The 18,812-nt window shown below is 65.7% G+C and carries 15 protein-coding genes; 9 read left to right on the top strand and 6 right to left on the bottom strand.

Translation table 11 applies throughout. From position 1 onward, the window contains the following. Positions 1-1,059: a bifunctional (2E,6E)-farnesyl/geranyl diphosphate synthase gene (idsA2, locus tag MSIMFI_RS17680; RefSeq protein WP_191498436.1), complete on the bottom strand. Its 1,059-nt coding sequence runs from the start codon at positions 1,057-1,059 to the stop codon at positions 1-3. Positions 1,060-1,321: 262 nt separating this feature from the next. On the opposite strand from idsA2, the gene MSIMFI_RS17675 reads away from it, so the two are divergent. Next, positions 1,322-2,218: a mycobacterial-type methylenetetrahydrofolate reductase gene (locus tag MSIMFI_RS17675; protein WP_186243615.1), complete on the top strand. Its 897-nt coding sequence runs from the start codon at positions 1,322-1,324 to the stop codon at positions 2,216-2,218. On the opposite strand, the gene MSIMFI_RS17670 is transcribed toward MSIMFI_RS17675, so the two are convergent. Continuing rightward, positions 2,215-2,859: a lipoprotein LppM gene (locus tag MSIMFI_RS17670; protein ID WP_186245832.1), complete on the bottom strand. Its 645-nt coding sequence runs from the start codon at positions 2,857-2,859 to the stop codon at positions 2,215-2,217. The two genes, MSIMFI_RS17675 and MSIMFI_RS17670, sit on opposite strands and share 4 nt — an antisense overlap. A gap of 138 nt (positions 2,860-2,997) precedes the next feature. Next, positions 2,998-3,639 (bottom strand): GNAT family N-acetyltransferase, encoded by a 642-nt coding sequence (locus MSIMFI_RS17665; protein ID WP_191498435.1) that lies wholly within the window; start codon positions 3,637-3,639, stop codon positions 2,998-3,000. Between the two features lie 287 nt (positions 3,640-3,926). Between MSIMFI_RS17665 and MSIMFI_RS17660 the strand changes: the two genes are divergently transcribed. The 7 genes from MSIMFI_RS17660 (at position 3,927) to MSIMFI_RS17630 (ending at position 11,077) form a co-directional block, all read left to right on the top strand. Beyond that, complete coding sequence (locus MSIMFI_RS17660) at positions 3,927-4,331, top strand: DUF3040 domain-containing protein (protein WP_186243613.1); 405 nt, start codon at positions 3,927-3,929, stop codon at positions 4,329-4,331. Between the two features lie 412 nt (positions 4,332-4,743). Beyond that, a complete protein-coding gene (mraZ, locus tag MSIMFI_RS17655; RefSeq protein WP_067416315.1) occupies positions 4,744-5,175 on the top strand; it encodes a division/cell wall cluster transcriptional repressor MraZ in 432 nt (143 codons plus the stop codon). Between the two features lie 238 nt (positions 5,176-5,413). Beyond that, positions 5,414-6,415 carry a 16S rRNA (cytosine(1402)-N(4))-methyltransferase RsmH gene (gene rsmH / locus MSIMFI_RS17650; RefSeq protein WP_390632967.1) on the top strand — a complete coding sequence of 334 codons (1,002 nt, stop codon included), beginning with the start codon at positions 5,414-5,416 and terminating at the stop codon, positions 6,413-6,415. Then, on the top strand, positions 6,412-7,620 hold the full coding sequence (locus tag MSIMFI_RS17645) for a hypothetical protein (protein WP_191498434.1): 1,209 nt from the start codon (positions 6,412-6,414) through the stop codon (positions 7,618-7,620). The genes rsmH and MSIMFI_RS17645 overlap by 4 nt, the downstream gene beginning before the upstream one ends. Next, positions 7,617-9,692 carry a peptidoglycan D,D-transpeptidase FtsI family protein gene (locus MSIMFI_RS17640; RefSeq protein WP_191498433.1) on the top strand — a complete coding sequence of 692 codons (2,076 nt, stop codon included), beginning with the start codon at positions 7,617-7,619 and terminating at the stop codon, positions 9,690-9,692. Before MSIMFI_RS17645 ends, MSIMFI_RS17640 begins: the two co-directional genes overlap by 4 nt. A 199-nt stretch (positions 9,693-9,891) precedes the next feature. Beyond that, entirely contained in the window at positions 9,892-10,320 is a 429-nt protein-coding gene (locus MSIMFI_RS29775; protein WP_191498432.1) for a PE family protein, read from the top strand. After that, complete coding sequence (locus MSIMFI_RS17630; RefSeq protein WP_191498431.1) at positions 10,283-11,077, top strand: hypothetical protein; 795 nt, start codon at positions 10,283-10,285, stop codon at positions 11,075-11,077. Before MSIMFI_RS29775 ends, MSIMFI_RS17630 begins: the two co-directional genes overlap by 38 nt. 67 nt (positions 11,078-11,144) lie before the next feature. Here the strand turns inward: MSIMFI_RS17630 and MSIMFI_RS17625 are convergent, their stop codons facing one another. From MSIMFI_RS17625 to MSIMFI_RS17615, 3 genes are read right to left on the bottom strand one after another with little or no spacing between them, the layout of a single operon-like run. Next, positions 11,145-12,683 (bottom strand): MFS transporter, encoded by a 1,539-nt coding sequence (locus MSIMFI_RS17625; RefSeq protein WP_191498430.1) that lies wholly within the window; start codon positions 12,681-12,683, stop codon positions 11,145-11,147. Between the two features lie 51 nt (positions 12,684-12,734). After that, positions 12,735-13,925 carry a cytochrome P450 gene (locus tag MSIMFI_RS17620; protein ID WP_191498429.1) on the bottom strand — a complete coding sequence of 397 codons (1,191 nt, stop codon included), beginning with the start codon at positions 13,923-13,925 and terminating at the stop codon, positions 12,735-12,737. Next, complete coding sequence (locus MSIMFI_RS17615; protein WP_191498428.1) at positions 13,922-14,824, bottom strand: tRNA-dependent cyclodipeptide synthase; 903 nt, start codon at positions 14,822-14,824, stop codon at positions 13,922-13,924. The genes MSIMFI_RS17620 and MSIMFI_RS17615 overlap by 4 nt, the downstream gene beginning before the upstream one ends. 690 nt (positions 14,825-15,514) lie before the next feature. Here MSIMFI_RS17615 and MSIMFI_RS17610 point away from each other — a divergent pair. Continuing rightward, positions 15,515-18,775, top strand: a complete 3,261-nt coding sequence (locus MSIMFI_RS17610) for a helix-turn-helix transcriptional regulator (protein WP_191498427.1) — start codon at positions 15,515-15,517, stop codon at positions 18,773-18,775. Positions 18,776-18,812: the final 37 nt, after the last annotated feature.

The following is an 18,812-nucleotide window of genomic DNA, read 5'->3' as shown; positions in this document are numbered from 1 at the left end:
TCAGGCGGACCGATCCGTAGCCATCTTGGCCAGTTCGGACAACCCGGCCTTGGCGATGGCGTTGATGGGAGCGGACGCCAGCGTCGCCAGTGCGCGCCGCGTGAGCGCGGCGATACGGCTCTCCGCGGCCGCCAACGCGCCGACCCGTTCGATCACCTCACGCAGTTCGTGCACCTGTGCGTCCGTCAGCTCGGTGCCGATCGAGGTTCGCAGAAGGTTCGCGGCCGCGGGATCTGACTTATCGGCCAATTCGGCCGCCTCGGCCACCAGCACGGTGCGTTTCCCAGACCTCAAGTCGTCGCCGGACGGCTTGCCCGTGACCGCCGGGTCTCCGAACACGCCAAGCACGTCGTCGCGCAGCTGGAACGCCACCCCGAGGTCCGTCCCGAACTGTCCGAACACCTCGGCAACGTCGGGTCTATCGGCGGCGGCTGCGGCTCCCAGCTGAAGCGGTCGCGAGACGGTGTAGTAAGCGGTCTTGAAAGTGGCGACGGTCATTGCCGCAGCGACCGACTCGGCGGCGCTGGCTTCGGCGACGATGTCGAGGTATTGCCCGCCTAGCACCTCGGTGCGGATGTCGGCCCACACGCGCTGGACCCGCCGCTGCGCGCCGGGCGTCAGACAGGCCTGCGAGACCCGGGAGATTATGTCGTCCGCCCACGCCTGCGCCACATCACCGAGCAGGATGGCCGCCGATATCCCGAACTGGTCGGCCGGGCCTCGCCAGTTCCGCTCCCGGTGCAGGTCCGCGAAGTGCACATGGGCCGTCGGTTTGCCACGGCGGGTCCGAGAGGCGTCGATCACGTCGTCGTGTATCAGCGCCCACGCATGCAACAGCTCCAGCGCGGAAAACAGCAGCAGCACATCAGGATCGGGCTCCTGGGTTGCGACTGAACGCCAGCCCCAGTAGGCAAAGACCGGTCGCAGTCGCTTGCCCCTGCTGAGCGCGAAGTCTTCGAGCCAGGCGGTCAGAGCGCCGTAGTCGCTACCGATATAGGCGGCCTCGCTACGACGGTCGCGAAGATACCGTCGCAGTTGGTCGGTCATGGCGCCGGCCAACTCGGCGGTTGCCGGGGCTGCCGGTGCGTCCAGGCTCAGGGCGGCGCCCCTTTCTGCTCGGCATCTCTGTAGCCCGACAGTGTATTCGGCCTGGGCGCGGGTGGCGTTTTGATTCGAGCGGGCGCCGCTTGTTTCGACTGACTCACTACCTCACACCTATGCTGTCGGGGTGACCTAGGTGGGCCGGCTGTAGGTCTCTGCACCATAGGTTTGCGCGGCGTGGCGCGGTCGGGGAGTTGGCAATCTGAGAAAGAGGAACCGTGTGACGCTCAACACCATCGCGCTCGAGTTGGTACCGCCGAATGTGGACGGTGGTAAGGAACGGGCGTTAGAAGATGCGCAGAAAGTGGTGCGCTACTCGGCCGAGTCCGGGCTCGACGGACGCATCCGACACGTGATGATTCCCGGCATGATTGCCGAGGACGATGATCGTCCCGTCCCGATGCGGCCGAGGCTGGATGTGCTGGATTTCTGGTCGATCATCAAGCCCGAGTTGCCCGGATTCAACGGCCTGTGCACGCAGGTCACCGCGTTTATGGACGAGGTATCCCTGCGTGGGCGCCTCGGGGACCTGACCGCCGCCGGCATGGAAGGTGTCGTTTTCGTCGGGGTGCCGCGCACCATGAACGACGGTGAAGGCTCCGGCGTCGCGCCCACAGATGCCTTGTCGATTTATCGCGAGCTGGTACCAAACCGGGGTGTGATTGTCATTCCAACCAGGGACGGCGAACAGGGCCGGCTCAATTTCAAGTGCAATCAGGGCGCGACTTACGGCATGACCCAATTGTTGTATTCCGATGCGATCGTGGGTTTCTTGGCCGAGTTTGCCAAGAACACCGACCATCGCCCCGAGATCCTGCTGTCGTTCGGGTTCGTGCCCCAGGTCGAGACTCGTGTCGGCCTGATCACCTGGCTGATTCAGGATCCTGGGAATGCGGCGGTGGCCGACGAACAGGAGTTCGTCAAGAAGCTGGCCAGCAGTGAACCCGCTGCGAAACGCCAGCTCATGGTCGACTTGTACAAGCGAGTGATAGACGGCGTCGCCGACCTAGGCTTTCCGCTGAGCATCCATCTGGAAGCGACGTATGGCGTTTCCGCGCCGGCATTCCAGACGTTCGCGGAGATGCTTTCCTATTGGGCGCCGCCACAGGCTGCTTAGCCCTGCGATTGGTCGCCCGGGGCCGTAAACCGCGGGGAGCGGTCCCGGCTGATCCAGGCCAGCAGCGCCACCACACCCGCGGCCGCGAAGGACGCGATACCCAGCCAGATGCCCGCCCCGGTGAATGAGCGAGTGTTGGGGTCGGTGTAGCGCGCTTGCGCGCTCATAGTGCTCACCACGCCGGGTTTGAGCTTCCATTGCACCACCTCGGGCTCGATGCGGTCACCGTTGGTGGACGTCACTGTCCCGGGGAATGCGACGGTCAATTCGACGTCGGCGTCGGGATCTGTCAGTGAGGTGAGATCGGCCCGGCCCTCCAGAATCACCAGGTTGCCGTTACGGCGCAGGGACAGACTCATGCCGGCGGCGTCCGAGTTCATGTGGGCCAACTGCGGCAACTCGGCGAAGGTCAAATCGGAAAACACCGCCTGCGACCCCACGTAGCCGTCACTGTCGTAATTGGAGACGGCCACCTTCTGGCTGAAGGGCAAGTTGTTCTCCAGCTGAGGGCCGGTGTCTTTGCTCGTTTTCGGTTTGGCCGCGGCGATGATTTCTCCGGACACCAGGTCATCGGGCGAGATAGTGATCGACGCTCTAACCCGCAGACAGCCGGTGGCCAGGGGCACCAGCATCAGCAGCATGGCGATGGCCAGCAGCCGGCGCCGCCGGGCCGTGAAGTGCCGGGATCCGCGGGCTGGGAGCGGGGGAGAGCTGGCGCGCACCAGGTCATCGTGCCAGACCCGGTGTGCCGCTGCGGCAAGCTGTCTGGCGAGTTGGGATTACAGCGGGAGCGCGCGCCCCAGGACCGCGAAGGCTCGAGGGTCGCCGGCGAAGTGGTATCCGCGCATTATGTCCGTGAAGCCCAGCCGCCGGTATAACCGCCACGCTCGGTTGGCCTCGCCGTTGGTCTCCGGCGTAGACAGCAAGACATGGTCCTCGGCGCGGCCGGCGAGCAGCCGGCGGGCCAATGCCTCGCCGAGGCCGCGGCCTTGGGCGCGGGGATGAATGTGCAATTCGGTCAATTCGAAGTAACTGGTCATTAGCCGGGTGATCGCATGCGGTGGAAAGCCGCTGCGCTGCAAGCCCAATACGACCTGCTGCTGCCACCATTGACCCGGTGCCCCGGGATAGCCGTACGCCACACCGAGCATCGGTGCGTCGCTCAGTTCCGCAGCGGTAGGACAGGGACCGGCCGGATCGACCGTTTCGGCCGGCACTGCCGGTTCGGCTCCGCCTACTGCTTCAACCTCTACCGCCGCGACCGCTTGCCAGCCGCGCCGCCGGAGATGCTCCAGCCACATGCCGGCGCGCTGGTTCTCGGTGCCTCTCGGGTAACGCATGGCGTCGACATACACAGTCAGGGCATCACCGAGGCGACGCTCCATATCGTTTGGTGGCAGATCGATGAGGAATATCGCCAACTCGCGGTGCCCTCCTCATATGACGATCCCGTGCGGTGCGTATGAAACCAGTATCGGACGGGGCACCCGCGCATCTACGAGCGGTCCTGCGAGCGGTCAACGTGACGGAGTGCACCGCTTAGCAATTCCGGCCCACCGCTTCGCTACGGCGCAGCCGGGATAGAATCGCCGGCGAACCAGTGGTACGGCGCAGGTTGACCTCGTATCATCTGAGTTAGTTACCCGCACAACGGGCATCCGCCTGTTATCCGGTAGTCATGCGACAATCTGTCGGCAAGGAGGGACGAATGCCACTCTCCGATCATGAGCAGCGGATGCTCGATCAGATCGAGAGCGCTCTCTACGCCGAAGACCCCAAGTTCGCGTCGAGTGTCCGGGGTGGAGGCTTCCGAGCACCGACCGCACGGCGGCGTTTGCAGGGTTCGGCATTGTTTGTCATCGGCCTCGGGATGTTGGTTTCCGGGGTGGCCTTCAAGGCCACAATGATTGGAACCTTCCCGATTCTCAGTGTCTTCGGTTTCGTCGTGATGTTCGGCGGTGTGGTCTATGCCATCACCGGTCCACGGTTGTCCCGCAGGGGGGATCACGGTGGACCCGCGTCCGGGCCGTCGCGGCAGCGTCGCGCCAAAGGCTCGGGCGGCTCGTTCACCAGCCGCATGGAAGATCGGTTCCGGCGCCGTTTCGACGAGTAGCCGAAACGCACCAAGACACCACGGGGCACGCGATTTGGCTGCCCCGTTTTTATGCGTGGATTCTGCGCTAACGGCGCGACTTCGTCCCGGGTGAATCCGCCGCACAGGCTCGACGCCGACGGGTCTGTAGGCCATATCGAGCCCAACATGTGGCGTAGTTGTGCCCCAGCGCGCCCCACTCGGCCCCACCCGAGGGCCGTCACCCGCTATATACGCGTTTGAAGTGCGGCTTTCCGTTGCCCGGTTGGGCCCAACCGCTGTGCGATAGCCGCGTGTGCGCGTCCTGTAGTGGGTAATTGGCGACGAGACACGCCAACGACACCCCCGAAGGGGGTGTTTCTGGGGCAAAGTGGGGGATTGTGGGGTATGGTGGCCGAAGCGTTTGGGTGAGAAGCAAGTTGGAGGTGCCCCAGTGTTTCTCGGCACCTACACGCCCAAACTCGACGACAAGGGCCGGCTCACACTGCCGGCCAAGTTTCGCGACGCGTTGGCAGGGGGGTTGATGGTCACCAAGAGCCAAGATCACAGCCTCGCCGTCTACCCGAGGGCGGAGTTCGAGCAGCTGGCGCGCCGGGCGAGCAAGGCGCCGCGAAGCAATCCAGAAGCCCGAGCGTTTCTGCGAAATCTCGCCGCCGGCACCGACGAACAGCATCCCGACAGTCAAGGCCGGATCACGTTGTCCGCCGACCACCGCCGCTACGCCGGCCTTTCCAAGGACTGCGTGGTGATCGGAGCGGTCGACTACCTCGAGATCTGGGATGCGCAGGCCTGGCAGGACTATCAGCAAATCCATGAAGAGAACTTCTCCGCGGCCAGCGATGAAGCACTCGGCGACATCTTCTGATGAGTGGCGACCCGTCCCCCGCAAGCGGGAGGTGCCCCCAGCGCCCGGCTCCGCCGCGCTTGCGATCACCCCTGGCTCTGAGGTGCATGCCTGTGCACCGTGGTCTCTGCCCGAACCGACCCTGGCGTACTTCCCCAACGCCAGGTGCGTGCCTTCGGGCAGGGACCTCGGTGCAGGGGCGACGCCACCGGTAGGCGGGTCCCGAAACAAGGCACGCTGGACCCGGAAAGGTGCCACGATGCCTGATCGGAGAGCGCAGCCAAGCGATTTCGGTCATGTGCCGGTGCTGGCGGATCGTTGCGTCGAGTTGCTCACCCCGGCACTGACCCGCCACCACTCAGACGGGTCGAACGCCGTCCTCGTCGACGCCACGCTCGGCGCGGGCGGCCACGCGGAGCGATTCCTCACCGCCTTGCCGGGCGTGCGGCTGATCGGACTCGACCGCGACCCGAGTGCCGTGGACATCGCGCGAACGAGGCTCGCGCGATTCGCCGATCGGATTACCTTGGTGCACAAGCGGTATGACGAACTCGCCGCCGCGCTGGCCGAATCCGGTTATGGCGCAGTGGAATCGGTAGACGGCGTGCTGTTCGATCTTGGTGTCTCGTCAATGCAGCTGGACCGTCCGGAGCGCGGGTTCGCCTACGCCAAGGATGCACCACTGGACATGCGGATGGACCCGTCGGCGCCGCTGACCGCGGCTGACATCGTCAACACCTACGACGAGGCCGCGCTGACCGACATTCTGCGCCGGTATGGCGAGGAGCGGTTCGCGCGCCGGATCGCTGCACATATCGTCCGTCAGCGCGACCGTGCCCCGTTGACCTCGACCGCCGAACTGGTCGCATTGCTGTACGAGGCGATTCCGGCACCGGCCCGGCGCACCGGCGGGCATCCGGCCAAGCGGACATTTCAGGCGCTGCGCATCGCGGTCAACGAGGAACTGGACTCGCTGCGCGCCGCAATTCCCACGGCGCTGGACGCGCTCACCGTCGCCGGACGCATCGTGGTGATGTCCTACCAGTCTCTGGAGGACCGAATCGTCAAGCGAGTGTTCGCTGACGCGGTCGCCTCCCAAACGCCGCCGGACCTTCCGGTCGAACTTCCCGGTCTCGCACCGCGATTCCGGTCGCTGACGCGTGGCGCCGAACGAGCGGATGCCGCCGAGATCGAACGCAATCCCCGCAGCGCCCCCGTGCGGTTGCGGGCCCTGCAACGAGTTGGGAAGGGCGATTCATGAGCGCGAAGCGCGAGGGGCCGAAACGCCGCGGCAGCGACCGTCGCAGCGGGCGGGACGGTTCGGCCCGATCAAGCAGGCGCACCGGGCTCGGTACGAAGGCCGACTCGGCGTCGTCGCGTCGCACCCGTAAGACCACCGCGCCCACAAAGGAGGCGCGGACGCCGCAGTCCGGACCGCAAACGAGCCCGATTCCCCGGCCTGTCGATCGGCCCGCCCGGCCCAAGAACACCAGTCAGGCCAAGGCGCGGGCCAAGGCCCGGAAAGCTAAGGCGCCCAAGGTTGTTCGGCCTAAATTGACCGAGCGTGTGGCCGCCCGGCTGGCGTCCATCGACCTGCGGCCACGCACGATAGCGAGCAAGGTCCCGTTCGTCGTGCTGGTCATCGGTTCGCTTGGTGTCGGGCTGGGCCTGACGCTGTGGCTGTCCACTGACGCCGCCGAGCGTTCGTACCAGTTGAGCCACGCCCGCGAGCGGACCCGGATGCTGCAGCAGCAGAAGGAGGCGCTCGAACGCGATGTGCGTGAGGCACAGTCCGCCCCGGCGCTGGCAGAGGCGGCCCGCAAGCAGGGCATGATCCCGACGCGGGATACCGCACACCTGGTACAGGCTCCGGACGGCAATTGGGTGGTCGTGGGTACCCCTAAGCCGGCCGACGGCGTACCCCCGCCGCCGCTGAACACGAAGCTGCCCGAAGAGGGTCCGCCGCCGCCCCCAAAGCCGCCGGTGGTTCCTCCCGAGGTTCCGGTCCGGCTGTCGCCAGGCCCCGGTGATCCCCCTGCGCCCGCCAGGCCCGGGCCGCAGTTGCTGCTCCGAGCGCCAGACGGTTCGTCGACGTTGGGCGTTGACCCGCACCTGGCAACCCAGGTGCCGGGCCAGCCGCAGGTGCTGCCTGGAGTAGTGCCGGGGGTGCCGGGCCAGCCGCCGGTGGTGCCCGGAGTCCAGCTGCCGGAGGGCCCTGGGGTAGTGCCGGGGGTGCCGGGCCAGCTGCCGGCTCCGGTAAACGCAGCGCCCCCATTGTCTGTCCACGTGCCGGCAGAAGTGCCGGTGCCATTGCAAGCGGGGACAGTGCCCCAGGCCCCAGGAGTACCACCTCTGGCCCCCGTCGCACCGCAGCCGACGGCCCTACCTCCCGCGCTCATGCCAGTGCCGGATAACGGCGAACAATTCACCCCCGTCATCGCCCCGGCGCCAGGGGCGCCACGGTGAGTCGCGGCGAGTCGCGCCGGACACGTCCGTCGCAGTCGGCGCGGCCGGCGCGCGGTCCCCGCAAACCGCAGAAAGGTCACGACATCCGGCAACCGAAGCGGCCCCGGACTCCGCAAAAGGGTAGCAAAGCCACGGACGTTGGAGAGCCGAAGCGTTCCCGGAAGGCCAAGGAAGCCAAGAAATCTCGTCCTGCGGTGCGGCCTGCGGAAGTCTCGGCGGGTCGCTCGGCACGGGACCGGCGTACCCGCCAGGCGATGGAAGTCGCGAGCCGCGGTGCGTCGTTCGTATTCAGGCATCGGGCCGGCAACGCGGTCATCTTCGTGTTGATAGTGGTGGCGGCGACGCAGCTGTTCATGCTGCAGGTTTCGAATGCCGCCGAGCTGCGCGCCCAGGCGGCCGGTCAACTCAAGGTCACCGACGTCGAACGAGCGGTCCGTGGCGCCATCGTCGACCGCAACAACGACCGACTTGCATTCACCATCGAGGCGCGCGCATTGACCTTCCAGCCCAAGAGGATTCGCCAGCAGCTGGACGAGGCCAAGAAGAAGTCCTCGCGCGCGCCAGACCCGCAGCAGCGGCTCAAGGACATCGCCAAGGAGGTCGCGGGAAAGCTGAACAACAAGCCCGACGCCGCGACCTTGCTGAAGAAGCTGCAAAGCAACGAGTCGTTTGTCTATCTGGCGCGCGCCGTCGATCCCGCCATTGCCAGCGCGATCTCGGAGAAGTATCCCGAAGTCGGTTCCGAGCGCCAGGATCTGCGCCAGTACCCGGGCGGGTCGCTGGCGGCCAACATCGTCGGCGGCATCGACTGGGACGGTCACGGCCTCCTGGGACTAGAGGACTCCCTGGACGCCGTGCTGGCCGGAACCGACGGTTCGGTCACCTACGACCGCGGGTCGGACGGCGTCGTCATTCCTGGCAGCTACCGCAATCGACACAAGGCGGTCTACGGTTCGACCGTCCAGCTCACGCTCGACGATGACATTCAGTTCTATGTGCAGCAGCAGGTACAGCAGGCAAAGAACCTGTCCGGCGCCCACAATGTCTCGGCGGTCGTACTCGACGCCAAGACCGGTGAGGTGCTCGCCATGGCCAACGACAACACCTTCGATCCTTCCCAGGACATCGGGCGTCAGGGTGACAAGCAACTGGGCAACCTGGCGGTGTCCTCGCCGTTTGAGCCGGGCTCGGTGAACAAGATCATCACCGCGTCCTCGGTCATCGAGTACGGGCTCTCAAACCCCGATGAGGTGCTGCAGGTCCCGGGCTCGATCCAGATGGGTGGTGTCGGAGTGCACGACGCCTGGGAACACGGTGTGATGCCCTACACCACCACCGGCATATTCGGGAAGTCCTCGAACGTCGGCACGCTGATGCTGGCGCAGCGCGTGGGCCCCGAACGCTTTTACGACATGGTTCGCAAGTTCGGGTTGGGTCAGCGCACCGGTGTGGCGCTGCCCGGGGAGAGTGCCGGACTGGTGCCCCCGATCGACCAATGGTCGGGCAGCACATTCTCCAACCTGCCTATCGGACAGGGTCTTTCGATGACCTTGCTGCAGATGGCCGGCATGTACCAGGCCATCGCAAACGACGGGGTGCGGATGCCGCCGCGGATCATCAAGGCCACCATCGCCGCCGACGGCACCCGGACCGAAGAACCACGACCCGACGGGGTCCGGGTGGTGTCGCCGCAGACCGCCCAGACGGTGCGGCAGATGCTGCGTGCCGTCGTGCAGCACGACCCGATGGGCTACCAGCAGGGGACCGGGCCTGCCGCCGCGGTGCCGGGCTATCAGATGGCAGGCAAGACGGGGACGGCGCAGCAGATCAACCCGGCCTGCGGTTGCTATTTCGATAACGTCTACTGGATCACGTTCGCCGGGATGGCCACCGTCGACAATCCCCGCTATGTCATCGGCCTGATGATGGACAACCCGGAGCGCAACGCGGACGGGACGCCAGGGCATTCCGCGGCTTCGCTATTCCACAACATCGCGGGCTGGTTGATGCAGCGCGAGAATGTTCCGCTGTCACCCGACCCGGGTCCGCCGCTGGTGTTGCAAGCGACCTAGGAACGCGTCAAGTAACGACACGCGGCCCTGATCCGAAGTCTCCGTAGCGACGTGGCTTCGCTAAGGCAGCTGATTTGCTGAATATATTTTCGCTGAATGTGTTTTCATCGCGTCCTGATCACGATACTATCGGCCCCTACCGAGTGTTCGCCTGTAGCGGGACATACCGGGGTCGTGCTGAGCTGGTCGGAGGTGCGGGATGTCATTTGTGTTTGCGGCGCCGGAGCTCATGGCGGCCACAGCCACCGATCTGGCGAGTATCGGTTCGACGATCAGCGCGGCGGATGCGGCGGCGGCGCTGCCGACGAGCGGGGTGCTGGCAGCGGGCGCAGATGAGGTGTCGGCCGCGATCGCGGCGATCTTCGGGGCCCATGCCCGGGGTTATCAGGCACTTAGCGCCCAAGCTACGGCGTTTCATCAGGAGTTTGTGCAGGCCCTGAGCACGGGTGCGGGGGCGTATGTGAACGCTGAGGCAGCCAACGTCGAGCAGAGCCTGCTCAATGCGATCAATGCGCCCACCCAAGCGTTGCTGGGGCGCCCGCTAATCGGCAACGGCGCCGATGGGGGGCCGGGGCAAAACGGCGGGGCCGGTGGGGTGTTGGACGGGCTGGCTCTTCTACACATCTGACGCCGGTGGAGACGGCGGAAACGGCGGAAACGGCGGGGGCGGCAACGTTGGTGGTGTCGGCGGCATGGGCGGTGTCGGCGGCAGTGTGGGGCTGATCGGCGCTGGCGGGAACGGCGGGTACGGCGGGAACGGCGGGACCGCAACGTTCAGCGGCACGGGGCTGCCCGGTGGGGGGGACGGCGGCATCGGCGGTGGCGGCGGGAATGGCGGACTGCTACAGGGCAACGGCGGATCCGGCGGGAACGGCGGAAACGGCGGTCTAGGTCTAGGGAAGGCCAACCCTGGCGGGGACGGCGGCATGGGCGGTGCCGGCGGGGTTGCCGGATTGATCGGCAGCGGCGGGGTCGGAGGGAACGGCGGTAACGGTGTGCTCGGCACCTTAACCCCGGGTAATGGTGGTAACGGCGGTGCCGGCGGCCATGCCCGGCTGATCGGCAATCCCGCGGTCGGTGGCAACGGCGGAAACGGCGGAAATAGCGGGACCGGAGGTATCGGCGGTAACGGCGGTGCCGGCGGCAATGCCGCGGTGATCGGCAATGGCGCGGCCGGTGGGGCCGGTGGCACCGGCGGGCTGAACCCGGCCACCGGTGTTCAAGGTGGCGGCGGGAACGGCGGCCAAGGCGGCGATGCCGTGCTAGTCGGCGACGGCGGAGCCGGCGGTGCAGGCGGGTTCGGCAATCCTGTCGGGACCGGCGGTGTGGGCGGTCGTCGCGGATCGCTGTTCGGCGCACCAGGCCCTGCCGGCGCCGACGGCTGATATGGGTAGCGGCACCGTGAATGCCGCTTTGTCTGACGCCGCGATGGGACCTGCCGTCGTTGTCAACTCAAGTCCCGAATTGTCGCATTGACGGCACGAGGCGTGCCTCCGATACCGCCCGTCGCCGATCATGCAGGCGGCCAGCGTCAGCGGCGGACCATCCCGGCCGCGCCGCTGAGCCGATCCGAAGGCCAATGACCGCTGGAATTGCAACGCACAGCAATGTGCTCGCTGCGATGGCGAAGCCCAGGTGGTAGCCGGCCAAAGCCAAACCGCAGTCGCGGGCCGGAGCAATGCTTTGGGCGATCCCTGCCAGGACTGTGGGCCCGATTGCACCACCGGCCTGGAGCGCTGTGATCGTGATAGCCGACGCCATACCGTGGGCGTCAGCTGGCACTTCCTGCAGACCAACCGCGGTGAGGGCCGGAAATGCCAGTCCCTGCCCTATTCCGGTGACGATCAGCCCGGCGAGGATGGCGCCCGCGTAGGGGCTGTTCGCCCCGACGGTGCACCACAAGAACACACCCGCTGAGGTCAACGCAACGCCCAATATCAGCAACATGCGCGGCCCGCGGGTTTTCATTAGCCGGCCGGACGCCAGTGCCGCGCCGGTCACTGCCAGGCTGACTGGAAGAATCGCCAGCCCCGATGCGGCGGGCGACAGGCCATGCGTTTGTTGCAGGTATAGCGGGAGCAAAAACAACGAACCGGTGCCACAAAAGAAGAAGCTGCCGGCCACCACAGCCGCGCGGCGCACCGACTGTATACGCAGCAGCGCCCGATTCAGCAAAAGCGCCTCGGTGTCGCATATCCGGCTACGCCACCACCACAGCGAGCCCATGGCCGCAGCGGCCGTGAGCATGGCAGCGGCCAGCAGGAGGCCTGGGAGGTCGAAGCGCCGGGATGCCATATTTGCCGCCAGAATCATCAGGGTGATCGCTGTCACCAGCGCGCCGGCTCCGGTGGGGTCTAGGGGCTGGCGGTGTCGCGGCATGCCAATGGGCAGCCACCGGACGGCCGCAGCGGCTGTGAACGCCGCCACCACGACGTGCAGAGCAAACACCCAACGCCAACCGAGGGCGCTGGTGATAACTCCACCGAGGATGAGACCGGCCGCGAAGCAGCCTGCCTGTGCCGAGGAGAACACGCCCAATGCGCGTGAGCGCATCGGATCGCTGTGATAAACCGACGTCAGCAGCGCGGTGGTCGCGGGCATGGTTATCGCCGCGCCCACGCCCTGCAACACCCGCCCCGCTACGACGGTCCAAAATGTGGGCGCCACGATCGCGAGCACATCACCCAGGCCGATCATTGCCAAACCCGCGACCAGCACCTGCCGGCGACGCAGCCGATCGGTCATCGCACCACCGCACAACACGAGACCAGCGAACGCGAGCGCATACCCGGTGACCGCCCACGACAGGCTTTGCGTCGACGTGCCGAACTCCATGCCCATCGACGGCAAAGCGCTGTTCAGCATCGACACGCCGCTGGCATCCAACCCAGCCGCCGCGCTCAGCACAACTAGAGGCACATACCGCTGACCTCGCTGACGGAACTGGGCTCCGCGGACAACGGCGGATCGCACTTGCGCCTTGACGTGCATCACTCCTCGGTCAGGCAGGATGGCAGTGCGCCCCACCGTCGGGACGAAGGTCTACCACAGCACCGGCAGGCGTTCGGGGATGCGTCGTTGGAACCGGGTGCGCCACACCAATTGGTCGATCGGTACGGCCAGGTCGAAGCCCGGAATCTTTTGCAGCACTGTCTCGATGCCGATCTGTGCATGGCGGCGGCCAAGGGCAGATCCAGGACAGAAATGTTGGCCGCGGCCGAACGCCAGGTGAGAGGTGGGGTTCGGCCGGTCGAGGTCGATCGTCTCCGGGTTCGGGAAGTGCGCGGGATCGAAGTTGGCGCCCTCGAGCAGCACCAGCACCAGCTCCCCCTTGCGGACCAGCACGTCGCCGACCTCGATGTCGGCGGTGGCCAGGCGTGGTAACCCGTCGGCGAAGGAGAGGTTGATCCGCAGCAGTTCCTCCACACCGGCCGGGATTAGTTCCGGCTTTTCACGCAACAAGTTCCGCAGTCGTGGGTGCTGTACCAGCGATAGCAGCGCCAGGGTGAGGAAGCTGCCGGTTGAGACGACACCGGCACCGAAGAAAGTGACGCCGATAGTGGCGAACAGTTCGTCGGAGACGTGCGAGTAGTCGGGATCTTTCCGGAGCCGGCCGAGCTCGCCCATGAGGCCGGTCGTGATGTTTGGGTTTTCCAGAATTCCGGCCATGTATTCGATGTCGCGATTCCAGTTGATCTTCGCGGCCGGGATTGCGTCGGCCGAACTCATGAAGGCGATACTCAAGCTGCGGAACAGCTTCGGGCCGTCTTCTTGCGGAATGCCCAGAACCTTGCAGTGCAGCGCAGTGGCCAGCGGGTCGGCGAAGTCGTTGCGCAGATCGGCTGGTGCGCCCTCGGTAATCAGGTTGTCCAGCAGCGAGTTCGCCGTATCGCGTAGGAATTGCTCTAACCCGGGGGCCTTCGGTGTGATCGCCTTCATCACCGCCTTGCGCAAACCCGCGTCGGCAATGTTTCCCATGTTGTTGACCACTTCGGGTGGAATAGTCAGCGCGTTCAGGCGGGGAGCGCCGGGAGCGGCGGTTTCCTTCATCGAAAAGCGCCGATCCTCCAGCACCTGCGTGCATAGCGCATACGAGGAGACCAGCCAGGCTTCGGCACCGGAAATGGTCCGCACCTTGCGGATGGGCTCGCGGGTTCGTAATTCCGCGACCTCGTCGGGAATCCGATCCCCACGTGCAGAGAATGGGACATCGAGTAGAACCGTCGCGGTCATACGGTGGGGCTCCCATCAGGGGTAACAATGGCGTGGCCTTGATTGCGCGATGCCCTTAGTCCCGATCCTCGGGCGTAGAGCATTTCGGCCATGGGCAGTGATTGGTGGTAGCAATTCAACGACGACGGCACTCCGAGAATCGCGGGTGTGTCGAGGAACAGTGGGGCTTCGGCGCAAATGTAATCCATGCACACCTGTTCCTGAGTGGCCGTCGGCCCCTGCTGCGCAACCACTTTCGTGGACAGGAAGCGCCGCACCAGGTCCTTGCAGACAGCGCGGAAATCCTCGTCGTCGTCCAGGCGCGCGAGCAGGTCCGCATGCAGCTCCCGGTATGCCTCGTTGGACTGAAATTCCGACATCGGACGGACGGACAGCCGGGTCCCGGTCGGATCGAGTTCGTCGACCGCGGCGGCGATTTTGGCGCGGACGCCGCGAATGTTTTTGACCGCTTTGCGCCGGGCTTCGATCGCGGAATCGCCTAGCGCTTCGTAACTCTCGGCCACGTGGACATCGGTGTAGACGAAGTCCACTCGGTCGAAATTCGTGAGCCCCCAGACTCCCAGATCCCGTATGCGTTCCCGGGAGAAGTAACTGTTCCCTGGAGATATCCCGATGACAGCATGATCTCCCTCGGTGTGGATGACGTGGCAATGCTGGGTGAAAGGCTGAACCAGAAACCCTTCTTGGGAAACGGCTTTCGGAACGTGCCGGCCCAATTGAAACCGGGATTGAAACCGGGATTGAAACCGGGGTTGAAACCGGGGGTTGGACTGCGAGGTGTGTTTGGTCACACGTGTTGTACCCTGTCCGATTTCTTGCGCGGCGCGAGCTCGCTGGGTGCACTGCAACTTTCCCGCCGCCGAGGTCAGCATGTCGGGTTCGGCAATCATGTAAGGCATAGTTCTCCTGGGTAGACAGAGTTTGGTCGACACCGGAATTGAAGCCACCATGGTGACGGCGCAATTTGGTCATTTCTGTGGCTCGTTCGGCCACTGCCTGCGGTGAATCCTGGCGTTGCCCGGCTACGGCTGCTGCTTAGTACAACGTGACTCGCACTCCGGCTTCGGCAATGGCGACGTCCGTTCGCGTGAGCGTGACGGATTCACAATGTGGCGTACCTTTCCAATCAAGCGCTGCGTTCAACTGTGCGCGTTGGAGCGGCAAATCCCATCGGCGATAACGCGTATATGTGTGCCGCAGGGGTCGTAGATTGTTCGCGGTGTGCGTCGTGGTTGCACCCGAGCGGGTTGATGACCACGCCGGCGAGCAGCTGCGGTGGCGACCGGTCGACGGCTCACCAACCTGTTGTGCGACCACCTCGGTGATGACGGCGGCCACGCAGACGGATAAGTAACACGGGCACGGCGGTGACGGGCGGTAACGGCGGCATAACTCAGGGCCGTAGTCGTGGGTTGCCGTTCGGCACGCCCGGCGCGCACGGCTGATAAGGGTCGCGATGGTATCGGGTGTCCGGCCCGCGTCCCCACGCAACCGCGACGGATTCAGTATTTGCTTACTTGAGCGTGTTTCGCGGTTCCACGGTGGCCGGATGCTGGTTAGCATGAGTGCGACTGAGTGGAGCGATGGGCGTGAGCGAGTTGCTGCCGCAGGGCACGGTGACATTGCTGTTGGCCGATGTCGAGGGTTCAACACGACTGTGGGAGACCCAACCCGAGGAAATGAGCGCTGCGGTCAAGCGCCTCGATCAAGTGCTGTCCGAAGTGATCGCCACCCATGACGGGGTGCGCCCGGTCGAGCAGGGCGAGGGCGACAGTTTTGTGATCGCGTTCACCCGTGCGTCCGATGCGGTCGCCGCTGCGCTGGACCTGCAGCGAGCGTCGCTGGCCCCGATCCGGTTACGCATCGGGATTCACACCGGGGAAGTGCGGCTGCGCGACGAGGGCAACTATGCCGGGCCGACCATCAACCGGACCGCGCGGTTGCGTGACTTGGCGCATGGAGGTCAGACGGTGCTGTCGGGTGCGGCCGAGAATTTGGTGGTGGACCGGCTGCCCGAGGGAGCCTGGCTGGTTGATCTGGGGACTCACTCGCTGCGTGATCTGCCGCGCCCGGAGCGGGTGGTGCAGCTATGCCATCCCGATCTTCGTGTCGAGTTTCCGCCGCTGCGAGCTTCCAGCGAGGCGCTCGCCCATGGTCTCCCGGTACATCTCACGCGTTTCGTGGGGCGTGGCGCGCAGATCGGCGAGGTGCACCAGTTACTAGCCGAGAACCGGTTGGTGACCCTGACTGGCCCGGGCGGTGTGGGCAAGACACGGCTGTCAGCGCAGCTCGCCGCCCAGTTGGCGGGTGAGTTCGGCGGCGCGTGGTTCGTGGACCTGGCACCGATCACCGACCCCGATCTGGTGCCGATCACGGTGGCGCGGGTACTTGGCCTGCATGACCAGCCCGGCCGCTCGACGACGGACACCGTGGTGCGTCACCTCGGCGCGCGCCGAGCCTTGCTGGTGTTGGATAACTGTGAGCATCTGATCGAAGCGAGCGCGGCCTTGGTAATGGTCCTCGTGGAGGCATGTCCGGGAGTGCGGTTGCTGGCAACCAGTCGTGAGCCGATCCGTGTGCCCGGCGAGGTGAGTTACCAGGTGCCGTCGCTGTCGTTGCGCGATGAGGCCATCGAGATGTTCAGCTTCCGGGCCCGACGCGTTCGGCCCGATTTCCGTCTCACCGACGACAATGTCGCCGCGGTGACCGAGATCTGCGAACGTCTGGACGGTATGCCGCTGGCGATCGAGCTGGCGGCGGCGCGGGTGCGCGCGCTGTCATTGGCCGAGATCGTGGATGGTTTGCGTGACCGCTTCCAGCTGTTGACCGGCGGTATCGCGCGTACCCTGTCGCGCCGCCAGCAGACGCTGTGGGGTTCGGTGGATTGGTCGTACACGCTCTTGACCGAACCCGAGAGGATCTTGTTCCGCCGACTGGCGGTGTTCGTGGGCTGCTTTTTCCTCGACGACGCGCGAGCGGTCGTTGGAGGTAGTGATGTGCCGCGGTATCAGGTCCTCGACGGGCTCACCCTGCTCGTGGAGAAGTCGCTGGTGGTGGCCAACGAAACCACGGGTCGAACCTGCTATCGGATGTTAGAAACCATGCGGCAATACGCCCTGGAAAAGCTCGACGAGGCCGGCGAGGTCGACGCGGTGCGGTCGCGCCACCGCGACCACTACACAGGGCTGGCCGCGCTGCTCGACAACCCGGGCCACGCCGACTATGCACAGCGCCTCGACCATGCCGAGACCCAAATCGACAACCTGCGCGCCGCCTTTGTTTGGAGCCGTGACAATTCCGACACAGATCTGGCCTTGGCGTTGGCGTCCTCGTTGCTTCCCATGTGGATGACACGTGGCTGCATCCGCGAGGGGCGGGACTGGTTTGACGCCGTCCTCGCCGACGTGAACACACGCCAGCTCGAGGTGGCGGCCGCGGTGCGCGCCCGAGCGCTGGCCGACAAGGCCCTGCTCGACATCTTTGTCGACGCCGCGACGGGTATGGAGCAGGCCCAACAGGCTCTGGCGATTGCGCGCGAGGTGAACGAGCCCGCGCTGCTGGCTCGCGCGCTCACGACCTGCGGTTTGATCGCGGTCGCCGTAGCCCGCGCCGAGGTGGCGGCGGAGTATTTCGCCGAGGCGATCGACCTTGCCCGCGCCGTCGACGATCGGTGGAGGCTGGCCCAAATCCTTACGTACCAGGCAATTGACGCGGTCGTGGCCGGTTACCCCGTCGCGGCGCGCGCGGCCGCCGAAGAGGGACGGGAGCTTGCAACCGCGATCGGTAGCCAGTCAGATGAGCTTTGGTGTCGGTGGTGCCTTGGATTCGCACAGATGATGCGAGGCGATCTTGCCGAAGCCACTGCGCAATTCGGCGAGGTCGTGGAAGAGGCCGAGACGGCGCAGGAAATCATGCAGAAGGCAAATAGCGTCCAGGGCCTGTCCATCGCCCTCGCATACCAGGGCGACGTGAGCGCCGCTCGGGCGGCCGCTGACGCGGCGCTCGACGCCGCCGATTTGGGCGAATACTTCGCGGGCATGGGCTACTCGGCGTTAGCTACGACCGCCCTGGCCGCCGGCGACGTCGAACCGGCAAAAAACGCGAGCGGGGCGGCGTGGAAGAGTTTGGGTTCGGTCATGCCGCAGATTGCGGCGCCGCAGCGGGCCTTCAATGCCCAGGTTGCGCTGGCGGGGGGTGATGTCACCGCGGCCCGCCGTTGGTGCGACGAAGCCGTGCAAGCGCTGACCGGCCGGCACCTGATGGTGGCGCTTGCGACGCGCGCCCGGATCGCGATCGCCGAGGGCAAGCCAGAAGAGGCCGCAAATGATGCCCATAACGCACTGTGCTGCGCGGTCGACAGCGGGGCATTCGTGGATCTCCCTGACGTGCTTGAATGCCTCGCCGGCCTGGCCGGCGACGCCGGCACGCATACGGAAGGGGTGCGGCTTTTCGGCGCGGCAGAGGCGATCCGGCGGCGCATCGGCGTGGTCCGCTTCATTATCTACCAAGCGGAGTATGAGGCGTCCGTGGCGACGTTGCGAGATGCTATGGACCGCAAGGACTTTGATGCCGCTTGGACCGAGGGTGCGGCGTTGTCCACCGAGGAGGCGATCGCCTATGCGCAACGTGGCCGCGGGTGGCGCAAACGGCCGGCCACGGGTTGGGATTCACTCACGCCGACCGAGTTGGATGTTGTGCGACTAGTGAGCGAGGGACTGGCCAACAAGGACATTGCGACGCGGCTGTTCGTCTCGCCGCGGACCGTGCAAACCCACCTGACCCACGTGTACACCAAACTCGGCTTCACTTCCCGCGTCCAGCTCGCTCAAGCCGCGGCCAACCGAGTCTGAGCGGCAAGACCGAGCCGTAGGTATTGACAGCAGGCCG

The organism is Mycobacterium simulans, assembly GCF_900232995.1.
GTDB lineage: Bacteria > Actinomycetota > Actinomycetes > Mycobacteriales > Mycobacteriaceae > Mycobacterium > Mycobacterium simulans.
Note: the sequence above shows the minus strand (reverse complement) of the source record. Positions and strands in the feature narration are given on the sequence as shown.

Coding starts and splice junctions, on each gene's coding strand:
- rsmH (WP_390632967.1), top strand. CDS start 5,414: ATGCCTGATCGGAGAGCGCAGCCAAGCGATTTCGGTCATGTGCCGGTG.
- MSIMFI_RS17670 (WP_186245832.1), bottom strand. CDS start 2,859: ATGCTGCTGATGCTGGTGCCCCTGGCCACCGGCTGTCTGCGGGTTAGA.
- MSIMFI_RS17620 (WP_191498429.1), bottom strand. CDS start 13,925: ATGACCGCGACGGTTCTACTCGATGTCCCATTCTCTGCACGTGGGGAT.
- MSIMFI_RS17615 (WP_191498428.1), bottom strand. CDS start 14,824: ATGCCTTACATGATTGCCGAACCCGACATGCTGACCTCGGCGGCGGGA.
- MSIMFI_RS29775 (WP_191498432.1), top strand. CDS start 9,892: ATGTCATTTGTGTTTGCGGCGCCGGAGCTCATGGCGGCCACAGCCACC.
- MSIMFI_RS17645 (WP_191498434.1), top strand. CDS start 6,412: ATGAGCGCGAAGCGCGAGGGGCCGAAACGCCGCGGCAGCGACCGTCGC.
- MSIMFI_RS17625 (WP_191498430.1), bottom strand. CDS start 12,683: ATGCACGTCAAGGCGCAAGTGCGATCCGCCGTTGTCCGCGGAGCCCAG.
- MSIMFI_RS17660 (WP_186243613.1), top strand. CDS start 3,927: ATGCCACTCTCCGATCATGAGCAGCGGATGCTCGATCAGATCGAGAGC.